Below are 26,409 nucleotides of genomic sequence, written 5' to 3'. Positions count from 1 at the left end.
CACACATTTAAAGCCTATAAAAACAACAAGATATGATTACACCGAAATCAATATTGTTAAGAAAATGATAAATAACACGTAAAAAATACGCAATACCCACATACGCCAGAGTGGTTATTAATAAAAGCATAAAAATAACGCTGCAATTCTATTTTTTTGATCGCGATCAATAGTTATGGCATTCAAAAGCGCAATATAAAAACATCATCATTTTTTAATTTAGCGCACACAAAAACGCGTTAAATCGCTATTACTGAAAACACAAAAAAGCACCTTTAATAACTAAAAAAAGCAAAGAAACTTAAAAAAGTGATTTTGTTTTTCAGTGCGACCGAATTTTTGACAACTTAAGACGTGAAACTATGAATACAAAAACTGCTGTAACGCCCCCTGTGGCGAACCAGGCATCAAATGGAAACGCAAAACGATTGCTGATGATGGCGTTACCCATCGTCGTCGCCGTACTGCTGCTGTTTGTTCCCGTTCCTGAAGGCTTGCCGCCTTACGCATGGCACTACTTCGCCATCTTTGTCGGCGTGATCGTCGGTCTGATCTTCGAACCCCTGCCGGGTGCGGTAATCGGCCTGACCGGCGTCGTCGCCATTGCCCTGTGCAGCCAGTGGGTGCTGTTCAGCCCTGACCAACTGGCTGACCCAAAATTCAAGCTGGCGGGCGCCTCCTTTAAATGGGCGGTGAGCGGGTTTGGTAACTCTACCGTCTGGCTGATTTTCGGTGCCTTTATGTTCGCCGCAGGCTATGACAAAACCCGCTTCGGCCGCCGTCTGGCGCTGATTCTGGTGAAGTACCTGGGCCGTCGCAGCCTGACGCTCGGTTACGCCATTACGTTTGCGGACCTGCTGCTGGCGCCGTTCACCCCGTCCAACACCGCGCGCAGCGGCGGGACCATCTACCCGATCATCGCTAACCTGCCGCCGCTGTACGGTTCAAAACCTAATGACCCAAGCGCGCGTAAGATTGGTTCGTACCTGATGTGGGTGGCGATCACCGCGGCCTGTATCACCAGCTCAATGTTCCTCTCCGCCCTCGCGCCAAACCTGCTGGCCCTGGCGCTGGTGAAAAGTACGGTTGGGATTGATATCTCCTGGGGTACCTGGTTCCTTGCCTTCCTGCCGCTGGGTATCCTGCTGATTCTGGCCATGCCGCTGCTGGCCTACTGGTTCTACCCACCTGAAGTCAAAGTGAATAACGAAGTGCCGCTGTGGGCGACCCGCGAGCTGGAAAAACTCGGCAAGCTGTCCCGCAATGAAATTCTGCTTCTGGTGTTCGTATGCTGTGCGCTGCTGATGTGGATCTTCGCTGCCGCGTGGATTGAGCCTGCCATGGCTGCCCTGCTCATCGTTGGTCTGATGCTGTGGACCGGCGTGCTGGAGTGGAACGATATCACCGGTAACAAAGCCGCATGGAACACCTTCGTCTGGTTCGCCACCCTGGTGGCACTGGCGGATGGCCTCTCCTCTACCGGCTTTATCAGCTGGTTAGGTAAAGAAGGCGGCCTGCTGATGAGCGGTATCTCTCCGGGCGTGGCGACCATCGTCCTGCTGCTGGCGTTCTACCTGCTGCACTACCTGTTTGCCAGCACCACCGCGCACACGACGGCGCTGCTGCCAGCGATGCTGACCATCGCCTCCACCATTCCGGGCATGAATATGGAAGTGTTTGTCCTGCTGATGGTGACCTCGCTGGGCGTCATGGGGATCATCACCCCGTACGGTACTGGCCCAAGCCCGATTTACTACGGTAGCGGCTACCTGCCAACCAAAGACTACTGGCGCCTCGGCACCATCTTCGGTGCCATCTTCCTGGCGGCCCTGCTGCTGATTGGTTATCCGTGGATGTCCATGATGTTCTGATTCCTGACCGCCGGACTTCTCCTCCGGCGGTTTTATTTTTGTGGAGCAATACGCTATGTCAAACAAACCGTTTATCTACCAGAACCCCTTCCCTCTCGCGCACGATGACACCGAATACTACCTGCTGACCAAAGAGCACGTTTCCGTTGCCGAGTTCGACGGTCAGGAAGTCCTGAAGGTGGAGCCGGAAGCGCTGACCCTGCTGGCGCAGCAGGCCTTCCACGATGCTGCGTTTATGCTGCGTCCTTCCCATCAGAAGCAGGTTGCCGCGATCCTGAACGACCCGGAAGCCAGCCAGAACGATAAGTATGTTGCCCTGCAGTTCCTGCGCAATTCCGAGATTGCCGCCAAAGGCGTGCTGCCAACCTGTCAGGATACCGGCACCGCGATCATCATGGGTAAAAAAGGCCAGCGCGTCTGGACCGGCGGCGGTGACGAAGCGGCGCTGAGCCAGGGCGTGTATAACACCTATATTGAAGATAACCTGCGCTACTCGCAGAACGCGGCGCTGGACATGTATAAAGAGGTGAATACCGGCACCAACCTGCCCGCGCAGATCGATCTCTACAGCGTGGACGGGGACGAATACAAATTCCTGTGCATGGCGAAGGGCGGCGGTTCTGCCAACAAAACCTATCTCTACCAGGAAACCAAAGCGCTGATCACCCCGGCGAAGCTGAAAAACTACCTGGTTGAGAAGATGCGCACCCTAGGCACTGCGGCCTGCCCGCCTTACCATATCGCGTTTGTGATTGGCGGTACCTCAGCCGAAAGCACGCTGAAAACCGTGAAGCTGGCCTCCACCCGCTACTACGACGCGCTGCCGACCGAAGGCAACGAACACGGCCAGGCGTTCCGCGATGTTCAGCTTGAACAGGAGCTGCTCCAGGAAGCCCAGAACCTCGGCCTCGGCGCGCAGTTCGGCGGTAAATACTTCGCCCACGATATCCGCGTGATCCGCCTGCCGCGTCACGGCGCCTCCTGCCCGATCGGCATGGGCGTCTCCTGCTCCGCGGACCGTAATATCAAAGCGAAAATCAACCGCGACGGGATCTGGATTGAGAAACTGGAGCACAACCCGGGCCAGTATATTCCTGAATCACTGCGCCAGCAGGGCGAAGGCGACGTGGTGAGCATCAATCTGGACAAGCCGATGAATGAGATCCTGGCGCAGCTTTCCGCGCACCCGGTCTCTACCCGCCTGTCGCTGAACGGGACCATCATCGTAGCGCGCGATATCGCCCACGCGAAGCTGAAAGAGCTGCTCGACAACGGTGAAGAACTGCCGCAGTACGTCAAAGATCATCCGATTTACTACGCGGGCCCGGCCAAAACGCCGGAAGGCTACGCGTCTGGCTCACTCGGCCCGACCACGGCGGGACGTATGGACTCGTATGTGGACTTACTGCAATCCCACGGCGCGAGCATGATCATGCTGGCGAAAGGTAACCGCAGCCAGCAGGTAACCGACGCCTGCCATAAGCACGGCGGCTTCTACCTGGGCAGCATTGGCGGCCCTGCGGCGGTGCTGGCGCAAAACAGCATTAAGAGCCTGGAATGCGTCGCGTATCCGGAGCTGGGAATGGAAGCCATCTGGAAAATCGAAGTCGAGAACTTCCCGGCGTTTATCCTGGTGGATGACAAAGGCAACGATTTCTTCCAGCAGATCCAGAACCAGCAGTGCAAAGGCTGTTCACAGCGCTGAGTGCTTCCACACGTCCGGCAGTAGCGCCAGCGCGTCAGCAATGATGGCGCGCTTGTCGCTCCCCGGCTTCCAGATGGTGACCATCGTCTGACTAATCCCCTGGCTGCCCACTTCGGTGCGCAGCCTTTTTACGTTTTGCCACCGCGCAGCATGAAAATGGGTCGGTAAGAATCCCCAGCCGCATCCGCGTTCCAGCAGGCCGCGCAGCATTTCCGGCTCGTTAGTAAAAAGGGTATGCCCGGAAATCTGCAGGCGACGCGCGACCGGCTCGTCCGAGGCAGGGTGCATAACGACCTGTGGAACCAGGGAGAGGTCAAGCAGCGACAGGGGGGATGAAATATCCGCAAACAGCGTGCCGGAGGCGTAAAAATCCATATCGATTGCCCCCAGGGCCCGCCACTCCATGTCGTTGCCCACGCTGCGGTTGCGCGCCTGGCAGATGGCCAGATCCGCGCGGCCGCTCGCCAGCAGGCGTTCAGATTCATCGCGCGAGGCGCAGATGAGGCTCAGCCGGACTTTTCGCGCCACCATTTCAGCGATGACCTCGTGCAGAAAGGCTCTGGGCGTAAAAGGATCGTAGACCAGCGTCAGATCCTGCGTGGCACCGTGGGGCACTTCTCTGGCAAAGGCCTCAAAGGCTTTTACCTGCCGCATCAGCAGATGCGCCTGGCGCTGAAGCTGCTCTCCTTCCGCCGTGAGGTGCAGGGTACGCCCGTCGCGAATAAACAGCGCATAGCCCAACCCGTCCTCAAGAAAATCAATCAGATCGCGAAGCGTCGTTCGGTCTTTTTTCAGCGCCACCGCCGCTTTACTCAGGCTGCCGTTCTCAGCCACGGCGGTGAATGCCTCAAGCTGTGCAAAGGAATAGAGTAGGCCCGCCACGTTTCCTCCGTTTTTTGGGGGGATTTTCCCCCATTATGCGTTTTTTATTATAGCGCCGGGCTTTTTAAACTGAAGCCGTTCTTAACCCATACGAGACGGATATGAAAAACAGAAAAGTAAACCAGGCTCTGCTGGCGGGTCTTGTCTTCAGTAGCCTGCTGCCCCCTGCGGCGATGGCCGCCTGCGAAGGCACCGGCCTCAGCGCCTGCCCTGCTCCCTTTGACGCCGCGCTGCCGGACACCCACAAGATGCTCACCTGGAGCCAGGCTGACCGTGTGGTGGGCTTTCGCAATGACTACCGCAACTACGCCGGGGATATTTTCCGCCACGGTAACGCCGTGCCGCTGCGGGTGTCGGACAAGCCGCTCAAGGACGCCCACTATCAGGTCAACGGCAGGCGCTACGGCCTGCAGGAGTACCTTAAACGCCAGAACGTCAGCGGCATGCTGGTGCTGAAGGACGGCAAAATCGCCTGGAAGTACCTCGCACAGGGCAATACCGACTCCACGCTCTGGACCTCGCGCTCGGTAGGTAAATCGGTCGTTTCGGCGCTGGTGGGCGTTGCCCTCAAAGAGGGAAAAATTCACTCGCTCAACGACCAGGTCACGCAGTATGAGCCCGATCTAAAAGGCACCGCGTGGGACGGCGTGACGCTCAAACAGCTTATCACCCACACTTCGGGCGTGGCGTGGAACGAGGACTACACCAACCCGAACTCCGATTTCGCGCAGCTCACCGAGTGCGAGGCGAAGCCGGGTACCTACGACTGCGTGCGCAGGCTGGTGAAGGGACTACGCAGGGTTCACCCGGCCGGAGAGAACTGGTCTTACTCCTCCGGCGGCGCCTGGCTGCTGGGCGACGTGCTGGAGCGCGCCACCGGCATGACGCTCGCGGCCTATCTGGAGAAAAGCATCTGGCAGCCGTACGGGATGGCGAGCGACGGCGTGTGGCACGCCTACAGCAAAGGCCAGCACGACGTCGGCGCGCACGGCTTTAACGCCACGCTGGAGGACTGGGGTCGCTTCGGGGAATTTATCCGCAACAACGGTACGCTGCCGAACGGTAAGACGATCCTGCCGGACAGCTGGATCCCGCAGTCGTCAGGCTGGACGAAGGCGAAAGGCTCGGTATCAGACGCCCATCCGGACGGGCTGTACGGCTATCAGTGGTGGAACAACGCGGTGCCCGCCAACGCCACCGGCGTTGAGCCAGCAGCGCAGGATTCGCTGAAAGGTTCACTCTGGGCGCTGGGCATTTTTGGGCAAATGATCGTAGTGAACCAGAAGGAAAAGCTGGTTATCGTCCAGTGGTCTACCTGGCCGCAGGCGGAGCCGTCCTTTAGCGCCCAGCCGCTGGAGGCCTCTCTGATGTTCAGCGCCATTGCCAGGGCGCTGCGCTAAATTGCACCCGCCGGGTAATGAAGCGGTTACCCGGCGCTTTCTGAAGCGCCCCTCTGCGCCACATCACAAAATCGCAATATCAGAGACTTACAGAATACCGGTAAATAAAAAGCCAACAGATTGTTAAGTTATTGTTGCCATTAATTGTATTTGAACGATGAATGGTATTCATGCAAAAAATGCATCAGTCGATGCGGCATTTGCGCTTATCTATTTCCTCGTCCTGATCCAGTTTTCAGAAACAGACGCGTAAAACGTCAACAATAAACTGGAGATAACCATGTTTTCCTCAACCTCACCTGCATCCGTACGGTCTAAGGCGGGCGCGATACTTCGCGTGACGTCCGGCAACTTTCTTGAACAGTTCGATTTCTTTCTTTTCGGCTTCTATGCCACCTACATCGCCCACACGTTCTTCCCGGCGAGCAGTGAATTTGCGTCGCTGATGATGACCTTCGCCGTCTTCGGCGCGGGCTTTTTGATGCGGCCCATCGGAGCCATTGTGCTTGGCGCATATATCGACAAGGTGGGGCGCAGAAAGGGTCTTATCGTCACGCTTTCCATCATGGCGGCGGGGACGTTTCTGATTGTGCTTATCCCCTCTTATCAAAGCATCGGTCTGTGGGCGCCGCTGCTGGTGCTGACGGGCCGTCTGCTGCAGGGCTTTTCCGCCGGTGCAGAGCTTGGAGGCGTCTCGGTCTATCTGGCTGAAATCGCCACGCCGGGCCGCAAAGGGTTTTACACCAGCTGGCAGTCCGGCAGCCAGCAGGTCGCCATTATGGTGGCCGCGGCGATGGGCTTTGCCCTGAACGCCCTGATGGAGGAGAGCGCCATTCGCGAATGGGGCTGGCGCATCCCGTTCCTGTTCGGCTGTTTAATCGTGCCGTTTATCTTCTTCCTGCGCCGCAAGCTGGAGGAGACGGAAGAGTTCAGCGCGCGCCGCCAGCATCTGGAGATGCGTCAGGTCTTTAAAACGCTGCTCGGCAACTGGCAGGTAGTGGTCGCGGGCATGCTGATGGTGGCGATGACCACCACCGCGTTCTACCTGATCACCGTCTACGCTCCCACCTTTGGCAAAAAGGTGCTGATGCTCAGCGCCTCGGACAGCCTGCTGGTCACGCTGCTGGTGGCTATTTCTAACTTCATCTGGCTGCCGGTGGGCGGCGCGCTGTCGGATCGCTTCGGGCGCAAGCCGGTGCTGATTGCGATGGCCCTGCTGGCGCTGGCGACCAGCTACCCTGCCCTGACGCTGCTGGCGAGCGCTCCCAGCTTCTCCATGATGCTGAGCGTGCTGCTGTGGCTCTCCTTCCTCTACGGCCTGTATAACGGCGCGATGATCCCGGCCCTGACGGAGATTATGCCTGCTGAAGTGCGCGTGGCGGGGTTCTCTCTGGCTTACAGCCTGGCAACGGCGGTCTTTGGCGGCTTTACCCCGGTAATGTCCACCGCGCTGATTGAATATACCGGTGACAAAGCGTCGCCCGGCTACTGGATGAGTTTCGCTGCCGTGTGTGCCCTGCTGGCCACGCTCTACCTCTACCGCCGCCGCGCGGGATCGCTGCACAACACAGTTAAGTCACAGGGGGCAGTATGAAACGCACTTATCGCTATACCGCCAGCGCGCTGGTGCTGGCGCTCCTGAGCGTCAACGCCTGTGCTCAGGACGTGAAGGTCATGATCTCAGGCGGCTTCAAAGCCGCCCTTGAAAAGCTGGCCCCGGAATATGAACGCCAGACCGGGGATAAAATTGTGATCATCCCCGGCCCCTCAATGGGCACGACGCCGCAGGCGATCCCAAACCGACTGGCGCGCGGTGAGAAAGCCGACGTGGTGATTATGGTGGGCGATGCGCTGGAGAAGCTCGAAAAGGCCAGCCAGACCCAGCCCGGATCGCGAGCCGAGCTCGCGGACTCCCCCATCGGCATGGTGGTGAAAAAAGGTGCGGATGTCCCGGATATCAGCAGCGAGGCGAGTCTGCGTAACACGCTGCTGCAGGCCAGCACCATCGCCTACTCTGACAGCGCCAGCGGCAGGTATGTCAGCCAGGCGTTGTTCAAAAAGCTGGGGATTGAAAAGGACGTGGCGGGCAAAGCGACAATGGTCGAGCGTATTCCGGTCGCCTCAGAAGTGGCGAAAGGAAAATACGCCGTGGGCTTCCAGCAGGTTAGCGAGCTGCTGCCGGTTCAGGGCGTCACCTTTATCGGGAAAATCCCTGATAATCTGCAGTACATCACGCGCTTCGCGGGTGCGGTCACCCGTCATGCAGAACATCCCGCGGAGGGGAAAGCGCTGCTGACCTATCTCGCCTCGTCGCCCTCAAGGGCCGTCATCCAGGAGACGGGGATGATCCCCGTTACGTCCGGCGATACTGCTCGGCGATCTGCTTTTCCAGTTCAGCCGCAATGTAAGACTGGATGCGCCCCCGGCGCCGGATAAGCCCCACGGTGCGCTTCACTTCCGGCGCCACCAGCGGCAGATGCGTCAGCAGCGTGTGCTCTGACGTCGGCATCGACATGGCGGGAACGGCAGCGATGCCAATCCCCGCCTCCACCATGCCGAGCATCGTGGTAACGTGGCGCGTTTCGCAGACGCTGGGGCGTTCGGGAATGATATTCCCCAGCATCCGATCGAGCAGGTTACGGTTACCTGACGTTTTATCGAGGGAGATATAATCCTGCTGGTAAAATTCCTGCCACGTCAGGTGACGCTTCCGCGCCAGCGGGTGATCCTTTCGGCACGCCGCAACGTAGACATCCTCCACCAGCGGGAAAAATTCGATGTCAGACGGCAAGTTTCCTGCGAAGGAGATACCAAAGTCCGCCTGGCTTCGGGCCACGGCGTCAATCACATTCCCCGCGCTGCTGTCGATGAGCTTAATGCGAACCCTCGGATAGCGAGACTGAAAACGACGGATCACATCAGGCATAAAGTAACAGGCGGCGGACGGTACCGCGGCAACCGCGATCAGCCCCGTCCGCTCTTCACTGACCTTATCAACGTCCGCCAGCATTGACTCAACGTTGTCGAGCAGCTGCGCGGAGCGTTCAGCAAAGTTTTGCCCGTATAAGGTTAAGGCCACGCGGCGGGTGGTACGATCGAACAGCCGGTTTCCCAGCGCGGCCTCCAGCTTTTCAATCCTGCGGCTCAGCGCCGACTGGGATAAGCAGATAGATTCAGCAGCGACACGGAAGTTACCGTATTCCACTAACGCTCTGAAAGCATAAAGATCGTTAAGGTCAAAATTTACGGGCATAGCGTCTGGATGTCCTGTCAGGGAATACGCAACAAAGTCAAAAATAATAGCCTCTTATTGACCTGCCGCAACCGGCGCGGTGTTGAAATACGTCAGAGGTCGTTAAGATGCAGGCGGACGTAACCGGCGCGATCGGCAATGGCCTGCCGCTCCTCTTCCTTCATGTCCGCAAGCTGTTTAAAGACAATGCCCAGGCGGGGATTGTTACCCAGACGCGCCTGATTGCGGGCAAAGAAATCCCAGTAAAGGGCATTGAAGGGGCACGCCAGCTCTCCGGTACGCTGGTTGTGCTGATACCGGCACCCCTGACAGTAATTGCTCATCTTATAAATATATGACGCGCTCGAGACGTAGGGCTTACTGGCCAGCAGCCCGCCATCGCCAAACTGGCTCATGCCGAGGGTATTGGGTAACTCCACCCATTCAAAGGCATCAATGTAGATTCCCAGATACCATTCATGAACCGCCTGCGGCGACAGGCCGCTGAGCAGGCTAAAGTTCCCGATGACCATCAGGCGCTGGATATGGTGGGCGTAAGCCTCGGTGAGCGACTGGCCAACGGCATGCGCCAGGCAGCGCATCTGCGTCTTGCCCGTCCAGAACCAGTCCGGCAGCGGGGCGTGCTGGTCTAAGGCATTCAGCTCCCGATAGCCCGGCATCTGCGACCAGTAAATCCCACGCACGTACTCCCGCCAGCCGAGAATTTGGCGGATAAACCCTTCAACGGCAGGCAGCGGCGCATGGCCCGAACGCCATGCCTGCTGGGCGGCAGCCACCACTTCCCGCGGATTAAGCATTTTGGTGTTCAGCGCGAATGAAATTAACGAGTGGAAAAGAAAAGGCTCCTCCGCGTGCATCGCGTCCTGCCAGGCGCCAAACTGCGGTAGCACGTGAGTGATAAAGTCATCCAGCCCGGCTTTGGCTTCCGCACGGTTGAGCGGCCAGCGAAAATTCCCGGCCTGCGGTTCACCGAAGGTGTTTACGCCGCAGCGTTGGATCTCCGCCCATAGGGCTGAATTATCGTGGCGGGGACGCGAGTCCCCCGGCGCGGGCGGCTCGCCTGACCAGCGCCTGCGGTTTTCGGCATCAAAATTCCATTTCCCCCCTTCCGGCTCGCCTTCTGAGGTCAACAGTATGCCGTGCTGACGACGCATTTCCCGGTAAAAGTACTCCATTCGCCAGCTTTTGCGCGTCGCAAAGAACGCGCTCACCTGTTCACGGGTGGTGAGGAAATGCTCGCTGCTGACGCAGGCCGTTTCGACGGAGGCTGTTTTCGCCCACGCCTGCAGCTGCGCATCAAGACGCCATTCGTCGGGCTCCTGCCACAGCACCCTGTCCGCGCCGTAGTGCGCGACAAGCGCGTTGAGATTGTCTTCCAGCGCGCCGCGGTTTGAGCCGTCAGAGAGCCGAACATACCTCACCCGATGCCCCTTTTCCTTTAACGCAGAGGCAAACGCGCGCATGGCCGCGAAGATGGCGATCACTTTCTGGGCGTGATGAAGCACGTACGCGGTTTCCGCCCGCAGCTCCAGCATCACGTAAATGACATTCGGATTGCAGTCATCAAACCAGCCGTGGTGCGGATTAAGCTGATCGCCCAGGATCAGGCGCAGTTCGGTCAACGGTGGCTCCTGCGACAGCGCTCAGAACAGTATTTAACCTCATCCCAGCATTTCGCCCATTTCTTGCGCCACGTCATAGGCCGCTGGCAGTGCACGCACGCTCGGCTGGGCAGGTCCTGCTTGTTACCTTTGAAATCACTCATCTTTTAAATACCGTACTGATTTCTTCACTGAACCTGTGGGTTAAGGCTACGACAGACTTCACAAAATGAAGGTGATGCCCGCAAACCGCTACCCACCGCTACGTACGAATGATAGTTTATTCAGGCTGGAATTGTCGCAGCGAGCGATTTTCTGGCATCTTAACCGAACCTGACTTTCCCATTTTTGTTCTAGTGACGAGTTTGCGAGCAAAGCGATGATAAAGTGGCCCTGGAAAACGAATGAGGCTGGCCGGGATATGGCGCTGCCATGGGATGACGCGCTGACTATCCCTGTTCTGGCTAATCTGAAGCCGGATGAACAAGCGAAACTGGTTCAGCTGGCGGATCGTTTTTTACAGCAAAAACGCCTGGTTCCACTGCAGGGTTTCGAACTCGATCCCCTGAAAAACGCGCGCATCGCCCTGCTATTCTGTCTGCCGGTGCTTGAGCTCGGCATTGAGTGGCTGGACGGTTTCCACGAGGTGCTTATCTATCCCGCGCCGTTCGTGGTGGATGACGAATGGCAGGACGATATCGGGCTGGTGCACAACCAGCGCGTGGTGCAGTCCGGACAAAGCTGGCAGCAGGGGCCGATTATCCTGAACTGGCTCGACATTCAGGACTCGTTCGATGCGTCCGGTTTTAATCTGATTATTCATGAAGTGGCGCATAAGCTGGATACCCGCAACGGCGATCGCGCCAGCGGAGTCCCGCTGATCCCGCTTCGCGAAGTGGCGGGCTGGGAGCACGATCTGCACGCGGCGATGGATAACATCCAGGATGAGATAGACCTTGTGGGCGAAAGCGCGGCCAGCATTGACGCCTACGCGGCAACCGACCCGGCCGAGTGTTTTGCGGTGCTCTCGGAGTATTTCTTCAGCGCGCCCGAGCTCTTCGCGCCCCGCTTCCCGGCGCTGTGGCAGCGTTTCTGCCAGTTTTATCAGCAGGATCCCCTGCAGCGTCTGCGGCAAAATGAGGAGTCTGGCGACCATTCCTCCCGCCAGATCCATTAAGGTTTTTCAGCAGGGGGACGCTCGGTTGACCGTACCCCTATGCTCAACGCTAAAAACAGCAGCGCCATTCCCCACGCGGCCACCGTTAAAGATTGCTCACCGTAAAAGCGCGTCACCACGGGCACCAGCAGCGCGCTGACGCCGTAGCCTAACGTGTGGCTGGTGGCGATGACGCCCGCTCCTTTCCCGGTGGTCAGCCTGTCGTTCAGCAGCAGCTGATAGCCCGGCGTGGCCATCGCCGCCCCGAGTGAAGTGATAACAATCCCTATGTAGAACAGCGCTAATCCGGCGACAGCCATCAGCCCAAGCCCAACGACCATCAATACCGCCGCGATGCAGAGCAACGTCACCGGGGTGAAATGCTGCGGGCGGACAACCAGAAACTGCGCTGCGAGCGTGGCCAGCGCGGCCAGGCTCAGCAGAAGCGCAACATGATGGCTGATGTCCCGGGCATTGCCCTCCAGCAGGGGGCTAAGATGCGGTGACAGGCCGAGCTGCATAAGGCTCACCAGCGCCGCAAGCAGCAGCGCCAGCAGCAGGAACGGCAGCATGGAGGCCTGCAGGCGGGTCGCCTGGTGCGCCACCGGCGGCAGCGGCGGGTCTGCGACTTCGCGAAGCACCAGCAGCAGGGCGATAAACGGCGCGACCGCCATCAGCCAGAGCGGCGCCACCGGATTGACGCTCAGCATCAGCGCCGCCAGCGGCGGGCCGAGCAAACGCCCGCAGCTGAGGCCCGAGCTTATCGTCGCCAGCGCCGCCATTCTCTTCTCCAGCCCCCCACGCTGAATAGCCCACGTCTGTGCCGCGGGCACCAGCCCCGAGACCGTCAGCCCGTAGATCAGACGTGAGAGAACAAGCCCCGCCAGTCCCCAGATGCTGTCCAGCCTTCCGGCCGACATTGCCCAGACCACCAGCGCCATGACGACGAAACTGGCCAGATAGCCGCTCAGCGAGGCCACCATCACGGCCTTACACCCCCGCCGCTCGCTCTGGCGTCCCCACCAGGGCGATGCGGGTAAAAAGAGCATGGATCCGAACATCAGCAGTCCGGCCCAGACCGAGAGCGACAGCCCGGTCAGGCTCACCAGCTGCGGGAGCATCACCAGCAGGCCGTTTTGCCCGATACCTAATAAACCGGCACATAGCGCCAGGGGCCAGTTGGCTTTTGCGGTGACGTTTTCGGTCAGTATTTCAGAGTCTGTGCGCATGAGAATGTGAACATAGTGTCAATAAATGTGTGGAAATCATGAAGTTTATGAAAACAAATATTGCAAAAATGGTTGCGACTGTAAACAGAATGAATATCATAACGAGAATTATTATCAATCATGGAATGAGGTACATCTATGCGTGCTCTGCCCCGCTCAGCCGGTACAGACGTTGCAGCCCAGTGTTTTTTAAACGCCCTGTTGCGCGAAACGAAGGACTGGCGCTATCTCCCCGCTACCGCTGCGGATGCGTTACCGGACATTCATATTCCGCTGTCACAAACCCAGGCGCTTCGGGTTCCGGTACGCTATTTCTCTCCCACCCAGCATCATCAGTACCGTTTCCCGGCAACGCTTGTTCAAAGCAACAGTGATGACGGTGACGCCGTCACATTTGATCAACTGGTTGATTTAATTCTTGAAAAACCGTCAGTTAAAGGCTCGCTGGATGCCGATACGCTGGCACGTTTTAAGCAGCGCGTTCTCGAAAGCCATGCGCACACCTGGCAGGCGATTGATTTACGCCACAGCTGGGCAACCCTGCGCGATAAGCCGCTGACGTTTGCCGACGCGGAACAGGCGCTGCTGGTCGGCCACGCGTTTCACCCGGCACCGAAGTCGCACGAGCCGTTCAACGAAACCGAGGCGCGTCGTTATCTGCCCGATTTCGCCTCCCGCTTCCCGCTGCGCTGGTTTGCCGTTGAGAGCACGCTCGTTGCTGGCGAAAGCCTGAACGTCTCCCTGCGCGAGCGTCTGCTGCGCTTCGCGGCCCAGAGCGCGCCCGAGCTGCTCGGCCACTTCACCGACACCCGCTGGCTGCTGCCGATGCATCCGTGGCAGGCCGACTATCTGCTGGAGCAGGAGTGGTGCCAGCGTCTGGCGGAAAACGGTTCATTGCAGGACCTGGGTGAAGCGGGCGCGCAGTGGCTGCCCACCAGCTCGTCACGCTCGCTGTACAGCGAAACCAACAGCGACATGATTAAGTTCTCCCTCAGCGTGCGCCTGACCAACTCCGTGCGCACGCTGTCGGTCAAAGAGGTTAAGCGCGGAATGCGCCTGGCGCGCCTGGCGAAAACGGAACGCTGGCAAGATTTACAGGCTCGCTACCCGACCATGCGCGTGATGCAGGAAGACGGCTGGGCGGGGCTGCGTGACGAAAGCGGCGGTATCCAGGAAGAGAGCCTGATGGCCCTGCGCGTCAACCTATTGTTCGATACGCCAGAGACCCAGACCAACGTGCTGGTGAGCCTGACCCAGGCCGCGCCGGACGGCGGTGATAGCCTGCTGGCCTCCGCGGTGCGCCGTCTGAGCCAGCGTCTGGAATTACCGCTCGCCCAGGCCGCCCGCTGCTGGCTGGACGCCTATTGCGACCGCGTATTACTTCCGCTGTTCAGCGCCGAGGCGGACTACGGTCTGGTCCTGCTGGCGCACCAGCAAAATATCCTCGTTGAGATGCAGCAGGATTTCCCCGTCGGGCTGATCTACCGCGACTGCCAGGGCAGCGCGTGGACCGAAGGAGCCGACGCGTGGCTGAAAGAGGCGGGCGAAACGGAGGTGGAAAACCGCTTCGGTGAGAGCCAGCTGCTGCGCTACTTCCCTTATTACCTGCTGCTGAACTCTACCCTTGCCGTCACCGCCGCCCTCGCTGCCGCCGGTTTCGACAGCGAGGAGAGCCTGATGTCCCGGGTGCGCGACGCGCTGACGGAACTGCGCCGCACGGCAAAGCAGACCCGCTGCCTCGACTACGTGCTGGACAGCCCGACCTGGAACTGCAAAGGCAACTTCTTCTGCTACCTGCACGATCGCAATGAAAACACCATCGCCGATCCGGCGGTGATCTATTTCGACTTTAGCAACCCGTTTTACAAGGAGAAGGCGTAATGGCAATCGCGAATATCGTCCATTCCGGCTATGGCTTTCGCTGCACCGCAACGGATCGCGCGCTGCCGCTGACGTTGGGTCTCGACGGCAGCGCGGTGCTGGAGCGTCTGAGTGGGATCCCGGACGGCTGGCTGGTCGAAGCCCTGGATCAGCTGTTTGTTGCCGCACCCGCGCTGACCGGCATTACCCTGCCCTGGGCGATCTGGCAGGATGAACCCCAGGCGCAGGCGCTGTTTAGCCTGGCCCACGGGGACTATCTGGCACGCGAAACCTTCTGGCAGCTGCCGCTGTGGCTGAAAGGCGAACAATCACGGGCCAGCGGCGGGATGCAGTTTGACGAGAGCCGTCAGCTGTACTTCCCGCTGCGTCCTCACCGCCCGCAGGGCGAAGTGTACCGTCGTTACGATCCGCAAATTAAGCGCACCCTCAGCTTCCGCGTGGCCGACGTGGCGCTGGACGGCGAGCGCTTTACCCAATGGATGAACAACCCGCGCGTGAACGCCTTCTGGGAGATGGCGGGCCCGCAGGCCGAACAGGAAAACTACCTGCGCCGCCAGCTTGACTCGACCTACTGCTACCCGGTTATCGGCTGCTTCGACGACCAGCCGTTCGGCTATTTTGAGCTCTACTGGGCGGCGGAAGACCGCATTGGCCGCCACTACCGCTGGCAGCCGTTTGACCGCGGCCTGCACATGCTGGTGGGCGAAGAGAACTGGCGCGGCGCGCAGTACATCCGCAGCTGGCTGCGCGGCCTGAGCCACTATCTGTATCTCGATGAACCGCGCACCGCGCGCATCGTCGCCGAGCCGCGCTTCGACAACCAGCGCCTGTTCCGCCATCTGGCATCCGCCGGTTTTGAGACGATGAAAGAGTTCGACTTCCCGCACAAGCGCTCGCGCCTGATCGTGAGCCAGCGTCACCGCTTCTTCAGCGAGGTGGAACTGTGAACGCGCTCTGGCAGAAAGTGAACCGCGAGATGGTGGCGAAAATCCTCGCCGAGCTGGAATACGAACGCACCCTGCGCGCTGAGCCGGTTTCGTCGGACCGCTGGCAAATCGCCATGGGCACCGAGTCCTGGCAGTTTCGCGCCGCGCGCGGGATCTGGGGCTGGCTGCACATCGACCCGGACAGCCTGATCGCCGCCAGCGGAGATGCCGTCGAAGCGGAAAGCGCGCTGCTGCAGCTGGCGACGGTGCTGGAGATGAGCGACGCGCAAACGGCAGAGCACATGGAAGATCTCTACGCCACGCTGCGCGGTGACATGCAGCTGCTGCAGGCGCGGGAAGCGCTGGACGCGGACGCGCTGATCCACCTCGACCCGGACGAATTACAGTGTCTGATGAGCGGTCATCCGAAGTTTATTTTCAACAAGGGCCGCCGCGGCTGGGGGCTGGACGCGCTGCGCCAGTACGCGCCGGAATACCGCGGGCGTTTTCGTCTGCACTGGGTTGCCGTTCAGCGGGAGCATCTGGTCTGGAGCAGCGACGCCGATTGCGACATCAACGCTCTGCTGGCCAGCGCCATGGACAACGCCGAGCGCGCCCGCTTTGACGCCCGCTGGCAGGCGCTGGGTCTCGACGACGGCTGGCTGCCGGTGCCGCTGCACCCGTGGCAGTGGCAGCAGAAAATTGCCATTCATTTCCTTGCGCAGCTGGCGCGCGGAGAGATGGTTGAGCTGGGCGAGTTTGGCGACGAGTATCTGGCGCAGCAGTCACTGCGCACGCTCACCAACGCCAGCCGTCGCGCGCCGTACGACATCAAGCTGCCGCTGACCATCTACAACACCTCCTGCTATCGCGGCATTCCGGGCAAGTACATTGCCGCCGGGCCGCTGGCCTCGCGCTGGCTACAGCAGCAGTTTGCCACCGACGCCACGCTGATCCGCTCTGGCGCGCAGGTGCTTGGCGAACCCGCCGCCGGCTATCTGTCGCATCCGGGCTATGCCGCGTTGCCGAAAGCGCCCTACCGCTATCAGGAGATGCTGGGGGTGATCTGGCGCGAGAATCCGTCCTGTTATTTAGAAGACGGTGAACAGGCGGTGTTGATGGCGGCGCTGATGGAAACCGATAACGCCGGGCGCCCGCTGATCGACGCGTGGATTAAGCGCTCGGGGTTAAGCGCCGACGCGTGGCTGGAAAAACTGTTTGAGGCAACGGTGATCCCGTTCTATCACCTGCTCTGCCGCTACGGCGTGGCGCTGATCGCCCACGGCCAGAACGTGACGCTGGTGATGAAGGACTCTATTCCGCAGCGCATCCTGCTGAAAGATTTCCAGGGCGATATGCGCCTGGTGGATGAGGATTTCCCGCAGGCCCAGAGCCTGCCGGAGCAGGTGAAGGCCGTCACGGCGCGCCTCAGCGCGGATTACATCATTCACGACCTGCAAACCGGCAACTTTGTGACGGTGCTGCGCTTTATCTCGCGCCTCACCCTGCAATGCGGCGTGAGCGAAACCCGTTTCTACCAGATCCTGGCGCAGGTATTACACCGCTATATGGCCGCGCACCCGGAGCTTGCGGAGCGCTTCGCGACGTTTGACCTGTTCAAGCCGCAGATTATTCGCGTGATCCTCAACCCGGTCAAACTGACCTTCTCCGAACACGACGGTGGCAGCCGCATGCTGCCGAACTACGTTACCGATCTTGATAACCCTCTTTTTCTCGCCTCCCGGGAGTCAGCGCAATGAAAACCTATGATTTCATCGGCATTGGTATTGGCCCGTTTAACCTCAGCATCGCCGCTCTGGCCGAAGGGCTGGACGGCTTTAGCTCGCTGTTCCTTGAGCGTAAACCGCACTTCTCCTGGCACCCGGGGATGATGGTGCCGGACTGCCACATGCAGACCAGCTTCCTGAAAGACCTGGTCAGCGCCGTGGAGCCGACCAACCGCCACAGCTTCCTGAACTACCTGGTGCAGCGCAAAAAGTTCTACCGCTTCCTGACCACCGAGCAGCGCACCGTCTCCCGCGAGGAGTTTGCGGACTACCTGTGCTGGGCGGCGGAAAACCTCACCAACCTCGCCTTCAGCCAGCAGGTACAGCAGGTGAGCTTTGATGAGAAAAGCGGCCTGTTTGAGGTACTGACCCAGCGCGACCGCTTCCTGGCGCGCCACGTCTGCGTGGGAATTGGCAAACAGATCAACCTGCCTGACTGCGTCACCGTGCAGGACGATACCTGCTTCCACGCCAGCGAGATGATGCTGCGCACGCCGGATCTCGCGGGCAAGCGCGTCACCGTCGTCGGCGGCGGCCAGAGCGGGGCCGACCTGTTCCTGAATATCTTCCGCGGCGAATGGGGCCAGCCGCTGAGCCTGAACTGGGTATCGCGCCGCAATAACTACAACGCGCTGGATGAAGCCGCCTTTGCCAACGAGTATTTCACGCCCGAGTACGTGGACAGCTTCTCCACGCTGGGTGAAGAGGCCCGTCGTCAGATGCTGCACGAGCAGAAGATGACGTCCGACGGTATCACCACCGAGTCCCTGCTGGCGATTTACCGCGCCATGTACCACCGCTTCGAAGTGCTGCGTGAAAAACCCTGGGCGCATCTCCTGCCGTCCCGCTCGGTGACGTCCCTGACGCGCCTGGAAAACGGACATCGTCTGAACATTCAGCATCACCTCGACGGCGGCCGCGAGCAGCTGGAGAGCGACGTGGTGATCTTCGCCACCGGCTACCGCGCCGTTCAGCCCGCGTTCCTCGCGCCGCTGTCTCACCGACTGAAGCTGGATACGGACGAAGCCTTCTGCATCAACAACGATTTCACCCTCGAATGGGACGGCCCGCAGAGCAACCGCCTGTTCGCCGTGAATGCCGGGATGCACCGTCTCGGCATTGCCGAACCCCAGCTCAGCCTGATGGCCTGGCGCGCGGCGCGGATCTTGAATCGCGCGCACCCCGACGAGCCGTTTGAGCTGGCCACCACACCCGGCGTTATCCACTGGCGCACCACCGCCAGCCCGGACAGCAGCCCGGTTTTTAAATCGTTAGCAAAAACCACCGAGTACTGACACACACAATCAGGATCAACATAACAATGAAACGTTCTCATCTTTGGGTTTTAAATCCTTGCTTGCTTGCAATGCTTTCTACCTCTGCGTGGGCGGAAGAACAAAAGGAAGAAAATATCGTTGTCTCCGCCAGCCGCGCGCACCGCAGCGTGGCGGAGATGGCGCAGACCACCTGGGTCATTGAGCGGGCTGAAATTGAGCAGCAGGTTCAGGGCGGGAAAGAGATTAAAGAGGTGCTGGCGCAGCTGATCCCGGGCATGGACGTCAGCAGCCAGGGGCGTACCAACTACGGCATGAACCTGCGCGGCCGCTCTATGATGGTGATGGTGGACGGCGTTCGCCTGAACTCGTCCCGCAGCGACAGCCGCCAGCTGGACTCTATCGATCCGTTCAACATTGACCGTATCGAAGTGATCTCCGGCGCCACCTCGCTCTACGGCGGCGGCAGCACCGGCGGCCTGGTGAACATCGTCACCAAAAAAGGCCAGCCGGAAACCGAAGTTGAGTTCCAGACCGGGACAAAGAGCGGATTTAACAGCCACAACGATCACGATGAGAACGTGTCGGCAGCCGTAAGCGGCGGCAACGATAACGCCTCCGGTCGTCTGTCGGTGTCGTATCAGCGCTACGGCGGCTGGTATGACGGCAACGGCGACGAGGTGATTATCGATAACACCCAGACCGGCCTCCAGTATTCCGACCGTATTGATGTGATGGGCACGGGCACCATCAACATTGACGATCATCAGCAGCTGCAGCTGACGACGCAGTACTACAAGAGCGAGTCCGACGGCAAGCACGGGCTGTATCTCGGGAAGAACTTCTCGGCGGTAACGGGGGATGCGGCCGCCTACAACAAAGGTAATCTTGATTCTGACCGCGTACCGGGTACCGAGCGCCATCTGATTAACCTGCAGTACTCCAATACCGACTTCTGGGGCCAGGATCTGGTCGCGCAGATTTACTATCGCGACGAGAGCCTGACCTATTATCCGTTCCCGACCCTGACCAAAGGCGTGGTGAGCAGCATCGGCGCGTCCCAGCAGAAAACCGATTTTTACGGCGGCAAGCTGACGCTGAACAGCAAGCCGGTGGACGATTTAACGCTGACCTGGGGTGTCGATGCCGACCACGAAACCTTTGATGCCAACCAGCAGTTCTTTAACCTGAGCAAGGCCGCGGCGAGCGGCGGCATGGAGCTGGATAACGCCTACAACGTGGGCCGTTACCCGGGCTACAGCATCACCAACCTCGCCCCGTTCCTGCAGGCAAGTTACGATATTGACGCCATCACCCTGAGCGGCGGCGTGCGTTATCAGTACACCGAAAACAAGGTGGACGACTTTGTCGGTTACGCCCAGCAGCAGGCCATCGCCACCGGAAAAGCCACCTCCGCAGACGCGGTGCCGGGCGGGAAAACCGATTACAACAACTTTCTGTTTAACGCCGGGATCCTCGGTCGCCTGACCGAACAGCAGCAGGTGTGGTTTAACTTCTCCCAGGGCTTCGAAATTCCGGACCTGGCGAAGTACTACGGCTCGGGCACCTATCAGCTCGTCGACGGTCACTATCGCCTGCTCAACAGCGTGAACGTGAACGACTCGACGCTGGACGGCATCAAGGTTAACGCTTATGAGCTGGGCTGGCGCTATACCGGCGACAACCTGCGCACGCAGGTTGCGGCGTATTACTCGCTCTCGGATAAAACCATCACCATCAACAAGACGGATATGACCATCAACCTGGAAGACGACAAGCGTCGTATCTACGGGGTGGAAGGCCAGGTGGACTATTTCTTCACCGACAGCGACTGGAGCACCGGCGCGAACTTTAACGCCATCAAGTCTGAAACCCGCGAAAACGGCAAATGGGAGAAGCTGACGGTCGACAGCGCCAGCCCGTCGAAAGCCAGCGCATGGGTCAACTGGGCGCCGGGCGACTGGACCCTGCGCGTGCAGAGCACGCAGACCTTTGACGTGTCAGACTCTGACGGCAAGAAGATCGATGGCTATAACACGGTCGACTTCCTGGGCAGCTACGCCCTGCCGGTGGGTAAGGTCAGCTTCAGCGTGGAAAACCTGCTGGACAAAGACTACACCACCGCCTGGGGCCAGCGCGCGCCGGGGCTGTATAGCCCAACCTACGGTGCACCGGGCCTGTATACCTATAAAGGCCGTGGACGTACCTTTGGTCTGAACTACTCCGTACTGTTCTAATCCTGCGCGCCGCCTGCGGGCGGCGCATCTTCCTGTGTAATTTCAACGCGAATTTGCTATAAAATCAGCGATTTGCTGAAATTGTCGGCAAACGAACGAAAAGTGCGTTTTCACCCTTTGACAAGGCGTACCGAGGTCGCTACTATGCGCCTCGTTCACACGATTCCTCTGTAGTTCAGTCGGTAGAACGGCGGACTGTTAATCCGTATGTCACTGGTTCGAGTCCAGTCAGAGGAGCCAAATTTGAAAAGCCTGCTTTTAAAGCAGGCTTTTTGCTTTTCTACTCCGCATCGGGAGAATTTTGGGGCCAGGTGGGATTCCCCCTCTCATGGCTTCATAACGATGCGGCCAAGCGGTTTCGCTGTCTCAGCGTATTCATGGGCCGCGGCGGCGTTAGCCAGGGGGAAGATGCGGTCAATAACAACCCTGATGCGCCCTTCTGCCACAGCCTGCAGTATGTCGTCCACGCTTGTCCGAACGCCGGGCCTTTCAAAAAGAGGCCCCATGAATACCCCCATTAGCGTCTGGTTAGACTGCATTGGCGGCCACAGGTCGACAGTCAGGCTTCCGCCGCCCGCATTACCGACAAAAACGAGACGCCCTTCCGGAGCGAGTGCAGAAAGCGAAGCCGGCAGCGTCGTTCCAACCGGATCGATGACGAGGTCAACACCGGCGCCATGGGTGTACTCTCGGACACTGTCCACGACGTTATTCTTTGCACGATCCACGACATGATCGGCACCAAGTTCCAGCAACCGGCTTATTCGCTGCGTTCCGCTTGCCACGCCGATGACCGTCGCGCCTGCTTGTGAGGCAAGCTGAACGGCCGCGAGCCCCACGCCCCCCGCCGCCGCCTGAATCAGGACGGTTTCTCCATGCCGGAGCATCCCTCGTGTGAAAAGGCAGTGATGCGCGGTTCCAAAAGAGATCGGTACCACCGCCGCTTCTGCTGCATCCACCCCGTCCGGTATAAGCCAGGTGCGTTCCGCAGGCACAGCCCAACGTTCCGCGTGCGATCCCTGCATGCTGAAAGCAGTCACTCTGTCCCCAACCTTTCGGCTACGGACTTTCGCCCCTACGGCAACAACTGTCCCTGCGGCCGCGTAGCCGACGATCCATGAAGGAAGAGGTGGCGGCGTTGAACGCCGGTTGATCAGATCTCCCCCTTCAATCGAGACAGCCTCAACAGAAATCAGAACATCGTCAGGCCCGGCGACCGGATCCGGGACGTCGACATACTGCAGGACGCCGGGAGCGCCTTCCACGTCATAAACCGCTGCTTTCATCAATTTTCCTCTGTCTGATCTGTCGACCGGCGGAAAGACCCGTAATGCTCAGGGCAGCCTGGCAATCACCTTAATCTCAAACTGGAATCCGTACAGCCACGTCACGCCGATCCCGGTCAACGTAGGATAAGGCGCTTCCCCCCAATATTCTGGCAGGATACTCCAGATAGCGTCGAGGTTTGACTCGGGATCGACGACAAAGAGGGTAACGTCAACTACGTCACCGAACGTGCAGCCCGCAGCCGTAAGAACAGCGTTAAGGTTATCGAATGCCAGCCGGATCTGCGCGTTGAGATCCTCTTCAGGCGAACCATCCTCCCGGCTGCCAACCTGCCCCGAAACAAACAGGAAGCCGTTAGATTTGATGGCGGGTGAATAGCGATTGCGCTCATAGAGCGCCTGCCGTCCAAAGGGAAAAACCGCTTCGCGTGTTGTCATGTTTGTACCTTTGTAATGGGGCAAAATCAGCCCGGTGAACATAAAGACACTTTACAGGCGCCAGATCGGGCGGATAAACAAGCGACTTTGTCCATCATTGTTTGTAATATCCAAACAATCGGTGAAAAGAGAGGACAAGGTATGGATCGTTTCGATGCGATGCGCGCCTTTGCTCGCGTGGTGGAGGCAGGCAGTTTCACCAAGGCTGCCCAAACGCTTCATATGAGCAAAACCACGGTGACGCAGCTTATTCAGCAGCTTGAAGCGCGCCTGCGCGTCAGGCTGCTCCATCGCACCACCCGCAGGCTCGGCGTCACTCCTGATGGCGCGGTCTACTACGAGCGCGTTATCCGCCTGCTGGCGGACATGGAGGATGCTGAAAACAGCCTGTCCAGCTCGGCGATGACGCCCAGAGGGCGGCTACGGATAGATGTGCCCACTCCTCTCGCCCGTCTTGTGCTGGTGCCCGCGCTACCGGCTTTTCACGCGCGCTATCCCGATATCCAGTTCGACATGGGCGTGAGTGACCGGGTGGTGGATCTGATTGGCGATAACGTGGATTGCGTCGTGCGGGGCGGCGAAATCAACGACCAGTCCCTGATTGCACGCCACGTTGGCGATTTGCAAATCGGTGTTTACGTCGCACCGAGCTATGTGGAACGCCTCGGTGCCCCTGCGCATCCGCGAGAGCTGGAAAACACGGACCATCGCATAGTGGGATTCTTGTCCTCACGCACCGGTAAGATTGATCCTCTGGTACTGCACGGTGAGAGTGAGCATATTGAAATCAAGGCCAGCTATGTGCTTGCAGTGGATGATGGCAACGCCTACCTTGAAGCTGGGCTAGCGGGATTAGGCGTGATTGCGCTACCCGTCTATATGGCGGCAGCACATCAGGCTTGTGGCTCTTTGATTCCGCTATTTGAACAATGGCGTATTAACCCCATGCCCCTGTACCTGGCATTTCCGCCGAACCGCCACGTCAACGCCAGACTGCGCGTTTTTATTGATTGGATCGTTGAATTGATGCAGCAGCATGTCCCCACGACTTACAATAAGTGACGACATACTGCCCCCTGATTCGGTTAGCGCAGCGCTCCCGGGCAAACCAGCAGCTAAATCTGGTAATCAATCGCCACTTCTTCCGGCTCCATCACCTGACGTTTAATCTCGTCCACCGAAAGACCCGCATTGCACAGCTCGATAAAGCGCCACACATAGTTGCGCTGCAGCTGCCCGCGCTTCATGCCAAGCCATACGGTATTGGCGTCAAACAGGTGACGCGTATCAAGACGCACAAGGTTCCCGTCCTCGCGCTCTCCGCTGGACTGTTCCGCCACCAGGCCAATGCCCAGGCCCAGCTCAACGTAGGTTTTGATCACATCAGAATCCTGCGCGCTCAGCACCACGTCCGGCGTTAGCCCTTTGCGGTTGAAGGCTTCATCAATACGCGAGCGTCCAGTTATTCCCTGCCGATAGGTGATCAACGGCCATTTCGCAATGTCTTCCAGCGTCAGGGGAGAGACCTGATTCAGCGGATGATCGACCGGGAGCAATAAGCTGTGGTACCAGCGGAACCAGGGGAACGCCACCAGCAGCGGGTCGTTGCTCAGGCGCTCGCTGGCAATGCCGATATCCGCCCCACCGTTTTGCAGCAGCACTTCAATTTCCTGCGGCGTGCCCTGGATGAGCTCCAGACGGACGTCAGGGAAAAGTTCGCGGAACGCTTTAATCACTGGCGGCAGGCTGTAGCGCGCCTGGGTGTGGGTGGTGGCGATGGTGAGCACGCCCGAGGCGTCATTGGTGAAGAGATCCGCCAGACGACGCACGTTGCTGGCCTCGTTGAGGATCCGCTCAGCGATGGTGAGCAAAGCCTTACCCGGCTCCGTCATGCCGAGCAGCCGCTTGCCGCGACGGATAAAGATCTCTATACCCAGTTCCTCTTCCAGCTCGCGGATATGGCGGCTGACGCCGGACTGAGAGGTATAAAGCATGTTGGCGACCTCGGTCAGGTTGTAATCCCGCCTGGCCGCCTCACGGATAATTTTAAGTTGCTGGAAATTCACGATTCACTCCGGCGCATCTGACATAGCTCTATTGTTAGAGTCAGCCGAGCTGCAGAACAAATAATAAAAACCAGCATCTTATGCTTTTTTGGAATATCAGCTCACGAGCTGGAGTTCGCGGTTCTCAAGCGATGGCTTGCTGACCAGCGACATCAAAATCTCTTTTACCGCCTGCGCCTGCGGCGACAGCGAACCGCGTGCAGACATGTTCAGCGACAGCGGCAGGCTCATCGAAGGCGTGGTGATCCGCGCCATCCAGCCGTTTGCCGCGCTGCACAGCGAGCGGGCAGCGGATTCCGGCAGAACCGTCACCCCCATTCCGCTGGCAATGGCCGCGGTGAGCGTGGAGATTGAGTCAATTTCGCCGATGATTTTGGCCGTCAGGCGGCGCAGGGAGAACGCTTCGTCCACGCGCACGCGCACGGCGCTATAGTCGCGCGGCAGATAGAGATTCATCTCCGCCACGGCGGTAAGGTCTACGCTCTGGCCCGGACAGTCACGGGTGCCCACGAGGTAGAGATCTTCTTTCAGCAGCGGCTGGCTGGTGATACCGGCGACCGGGGAGCGATCGTAAAGCACCGCCATGTCCAGCTGGCCGCTCAGCAGTTTGTCATTCAGTACGGAACCGCTGTTTTCGTGCAGGTACACCAGCACTTCAGGCAGCTCGGCGCGGACGGCCTGCAGCAGCGGCATGGTAATAGAGGATGCGGCCGTTCCCGGCGCCAGGCCGATAGAAACGTGCCCGCTCAGAGTCTGGCCCACGTTATTCACCGCCAGCTGCGCCTGTTCACACTGGCGGAGGATGGTGCGCGCGTGGGTATACAGGATCTTACCTGCTTCCGTTGGCGTGACGCCGCGCTTGGTGCGGATCAACAGCTGCTGATCCATCTCGCCTTCCAGAGTAGCCACCTGCTGGCTCAGCGCAGGCTGCGCGATATGCAGCACTTCTGCCGCTTGAGTCAGGCTGCCGATATCGACGATTTTTACGAAGTATTTCAGTCGTCTTAAGTTCATTTTGCCCCCTGTTCGAAATGCTGTGCCGGAACCGGCTGTCGTTGTTGAACAGGTTTTGCAATATGAATGCCACTTTTACCAGGCGGTCTGAATTGTTCGCTAAGCGCCTGAAAATAAGGAAACCTAATTACAGAGGGGGGTTTTATTACCGAAACAGCAGTTTATGATCTGCCCCATTAGGGGTATCCCCGCACCAAGACGGTGCATTCCGCTGCCAAAAACATCACTTTGCCGATTTTGTCAGCAAACGATCAAAAGGCGTTGATCCACCCTTTGACAAGGCGAACGCAGGTCGATAATATGCGCCCCGTTCACACGATTCCTCTGTAGTTCAGTCGGTAGAACGGCGGACTGTTAATCCGTATGTCACTGGTTCGAGTCCAGTCAGAGGAGCCAAATTTAA

The 26,409-nt window shown here is 58.9% G+C and carries 21 protein-coding genes and 2 tRNA genes; 14 read left to right on the top strand and 9 right to left on the bottom strand.

Features of this window, described 5'->3' with window-relative positions; all coding sequences use genetic code 11:
- The first annotated feature begins 362 nt into the window (after positions 1–362).
- Together AB8846_RS22750 and fumA are read left to right on the top strand one after the other, a co-directional pair.
- Entirely contained in the window at positions 363–1,871 is a 1,509-nt protein-coding gene (locus AB8846_RS22750) for an anion permease (protein WP_074147235.1), read from the top strand.
- A gap of 55 nt (positions 1,872–1,926) precedes the next feature.
- Positions 1,927–3,576 (top strand): class I fumarate hydratase FumA, encoded by a 1,650-nt coding sequence (fumA, locus tag AB8846_RS22745; RefSeq protein ID WP_331411988.1) that lies wholly within the window; start codon positions 1,927–1,929, stop codon positions 3,574–3,576.
- Here the strand turns inward: fumA and AB8846_RS22740 are convergent.
- Positions 3,565–4,458, bottom strand: coding sequence for a LysR family transcriptional regulator (locus AB8846_RS22740; RefSeq protein WP_370733757.1), 894 nt, complete (start codon positions 4,456–4,458; stop codon positions 3,565–3,567). The genes fumA and AB8846_RS22740 overlap by 12 nt on opposite strands.
- Before the next feature lie 101 nt (positions 4,459–4,559).
- Between AB8846_RS22740 and AB8846_RS22735 the strand changes: the two genes are divergently transcribed.
- The 3 genes from AB8846_RS22735 to AB8846_RS22725 all read left to right on the top strand — a co-directional run bounded on the left by AB8846_RS22735 (position 4,560) and on the right by AB8846_RS22725 (position 8,294).
- Complete coding sequence (locus tag AB8846_RS22735) at positions 4,560–5,858, top strand: serine hydrolase domain-containing protein (protein ID WP_370733756.1); 1,299 nt, start codon at positions 4,560–4,562, stop codon at positions 5,856–5,858.
- A gap of 280 nt (positions 5,859–6,138) precedes the next feature.
- The gene (locus AB8846_RS22730) at positions 6,139–7,452 is read left to right on the top strand and encodes an MFS transporter (RefSeq protein WP_370733755.1); all 1,314 of its coding nucleotides are present in this window, start codon (positions 6,139–6,141) and stop codon (positions 7,450–7,452) included.
- Positions 7,449–8,294, top strand: a complete 846-nt coding sequence (locus AB8846_RS22725; protein WP_370733754.1) for a substrate-binding domain-containing protein — start codon at positions 7,449–7,451, stop codon at positions 8,292–8,294. The genes AB8846_RS22730 and AB8846_RS22725 overlap by 4 nt, the downstream gene beginning before the upstream one ends.
- Here AB8846_RS22725 and AB8846_RS22720 read toward each other — a convergent pair.
- The 3 genes from AB8846_RS22720 to AB8846_RS22710 form a co-directional block, all read right to left on the bottom strand.
- Positions 8,212–9,111: a LysR family transcriptional regulator gene (locus AB8846_RS22720; protein ID WP_370733753.1), complete on the bottom strand. Its 900-nt coding sequence runs from the start codon at positions 9,109–9,111 to the stop codon at positions 8,212–8,214. The two genes, AB8846_RS22725 and AB8846_RS22720, sit on opposite strands and share 83 nt — an antisense overlap.
- A 92-nt stretch (positions 9,112–9,203) precedes the next feature.
- Positions 9,204–10,733, bottom strand: a complete 1,530-nt coding sequence (locus tag AB8846_RS22715) for a cryptochrome/photolyase family protein (protein ID WP_370733752.1) — start codon at positions 10,731–10,733, stop codon at positions 9,204–9,206.
- On the bottom strand, positions 10,730–10,876 hold the full coding sequence (locus tag AB8846_RS22710; protein WP_074147234.1) for a DUF2256 domain-containing protein: 147 nt from the start codon (positions 10,874–10,876) through the stop codon (positions 10,730–10,732). Before AB8846_RS22710 ends, AB8846_RS22715 begins: the two co-directional genes overlap by 4 nt.
- A gap of 215 nt (positions 10,877–11,091) precedes the next feature.
- On the opposite strand from AB8846_RS22710, the gene mtfA reads away from it, so the two are divergent.
- Entirely contained in the window at positions 11,092–11,889 is a 798-nt protein-coding gene (gene mtfA, locus AB8846_RS22705) for a DgsA anti-repressor MtfA (RefSeq protein WP_331411981.1), read from the top strand.
- Here mtfA and AB8846_RS22700 read toward each other — a convergent pair.
- A complete protein-coding gene (locus AB8846_RS22700) occupies positions 11,886–13,097 on the bottom strand; it encodes an MFS transporter (protein WP_370733751.1) in 1,212 nt (403 codons plus the stop codon). The genes mtfA and AB8846_RS22700 overlap by 4 nt on opposite strands.
- Positions 13,098–13,235: 138 nt before the next feature.
- On the opposite strand from AB8846_RS22700, the gene AB8846_RS22695 reads away from it, so the two are divergent.
- The 6 genes from AB8846_RS22695 to AB8846_RS22670 all read left to right on the top strand — a co-directional run bounded on the left by AB8846_RS22695 (position 13,236) and on the right by AB8846_RS22670 (position 21,442).
- On the top strand, positions 13,236–14,978 hold the full coding sequence (locus tag AB8846_RS22695) for an IucA/IucC family siderophore biosynthesis protein (RefSeq protein WP_370733750.1): 1,743 nt from the start codon (positions 13,236–13,238) through the stop codon (positions 14,976–14,978).
- Positions 14,978–15,925 (top strand): GNAT family N-acetyltransferase, encoded by a 948-nt coding sequence (locus AB8846_RS22690; RefSeq protein ID WP_370733749.1) that lies wholly within the window; start codon positions 14,978–14,980, stop codon positions 15,923–15,925. The genes AB8846_RS22695 and AB8846_RS22690 overlap by 1 nt, the downstream gene beginning before the upstream one ends.
- Complete coding sequence (iucC, locus tag AB8846_RS22685; RefSeq protein WP_370733748.1) at positions 15,922–17,664, top strand: aerobactin synthase IucC; 1,743 nt, start codon at positions 15,922–15,924, stop codon at positions 17,662–17,664. Before AB8846_RS22690 ends, iucC begins: the two co-directional genes overlap by 4 nt.
- Positions 17,661–18,986, top strand: coding sequence for a lysine N(6)-hydroxylase/L-ornithine N(5)-oxygenase family protein (locus AB8846_RS22680; protein ID WP_370733747.1), 1,326 nt, complete (start codon positions 17,661–17,663; stop codon positions 18,984–18,986). Before iucC ends, AB8846_RS22680 begins: the two co-directional genes overlap by 4 nt.
- A 26-nt stretch (positions 18,987–19,012) precedes the next feature.
- On the top strand, positions 19,013–21,202 hold the full coding sequence (locus tag AB8846_RS22675; protein WP_370733746.1) for a TonB-dependent siderophore receptor: 2,190 nt from the start codon (positions 19,013–19,015) through the stop codon (positions 21,200–21,202).
- A 164-nt stretch (positions 21,203–21,366) separates the two neighbouring features.
- A tRNA-Asn gene (locus AB8846_RS22670) sits at positions 21,367–21,442 on the top strand.
- Positions 21,443–21,528: 86 nt separating this feature from the next.
- On the opposite strand, the gene AB8846_RS22665 is transcribed toward AB8846_RS22670, so the two are convergent.
- Together AB8846_RS22665 and AB8846_RS22660 are read right to left on the bottom strand one after the other, a co-directional pair.
- Positions 21,529–22,488: a zinc-binding alcohol dehydrogenase family protein gene (locus tag AB8846_RS22665; RefSeq protein ID WP_370733745.1), complete on the bottom strand. Its 960-nt coding sequence runs from the start codon at positions 22,486–22,488 to the stop codon at positions 21,529–21,531.
- A gap of 48 nt (positions 22,489–22,536) precedes the next feature.
- Entirely contained in the window at positions 22,537–22,926 is a 390-nt protein-coding gene (locus AB8846_RS22660) for a RidA family protein (RefSeq protein ID WP_063143624.1), read from the bottom strand.
- A 141-nt stretch (positions 22,927–23,067) separates the two neighbouring features.
- On the opposite strand from AB8846_RS22660, the gene AB8846_RS22655 reads away from it, so the two are divergent.
- On the top strand, positions 23,068–23,988 hold the full coding sequence (locus AB8846_RS22655; protein WP_331411972.1) for a LysR family transcriptional regulator: 921 nt from the start codon (positions 23,068–23,070) through the stop codon (positions 23,986–23,988).
- 53 nt (positions 23,989–24,041) lie between these two features.
- Here the strand turns inward: AB8846_RS22655 and cbl are convergent, their stop codons facing one another.
- Both cbl and nac read right to left on the bottom strand, forming a co-directional pair.
- Entirely contained in the window at positions 24,042–24,992 is a 951-nt protein-coding gene (cbl, locus tag AB8846_RS22650) for an HTH-type transcriptional regulator Cbl (RefSeq protein ID WP_063143622.1), read from the bottom strand.
- Between the two features lie 96 nt (positions 24,993–25,088).
- A complete protein-coding gene (gene nac, locus AB8846_RS22645; RefSeq protein ID WP_045908128.1) occupies positions 25,089–26,006 on the bottom strand; it encodes a nitrogen assimilation transcriptional regulator NAC in 918 nt (305 codons plus the stop codon).
- A gap of 320 nt (positions 26,007–26,326) precedes the next feature.
- Here nac and AB8846_RS22640 point away from each other — a divergent pair.
- Positions 26,327–26,402 (top strand) — tRNA-Asn (locus AB8846_RS22640).
- Positions 26,403–26,409 lie beyond the last annotated feature (7 nt).

Origin of the sequence: Enterobacter sp. KB-221C9, from assembly GCF_041320715.1 — a bacterium.
In the GTDB taxonomy this organism is placed as follows: Bacteria; Pseudomonadota; Gammaproteobacteria; order Enterobacterales; family Enterobacteriaceae; genus Enterobacter; species Enterobacter asburiae_D.
The sequence above is the reverse complement of the archived record's forward strand: the minus strand, read 5'-3'. Positions and strand labels throughout refer to the sequence as shown.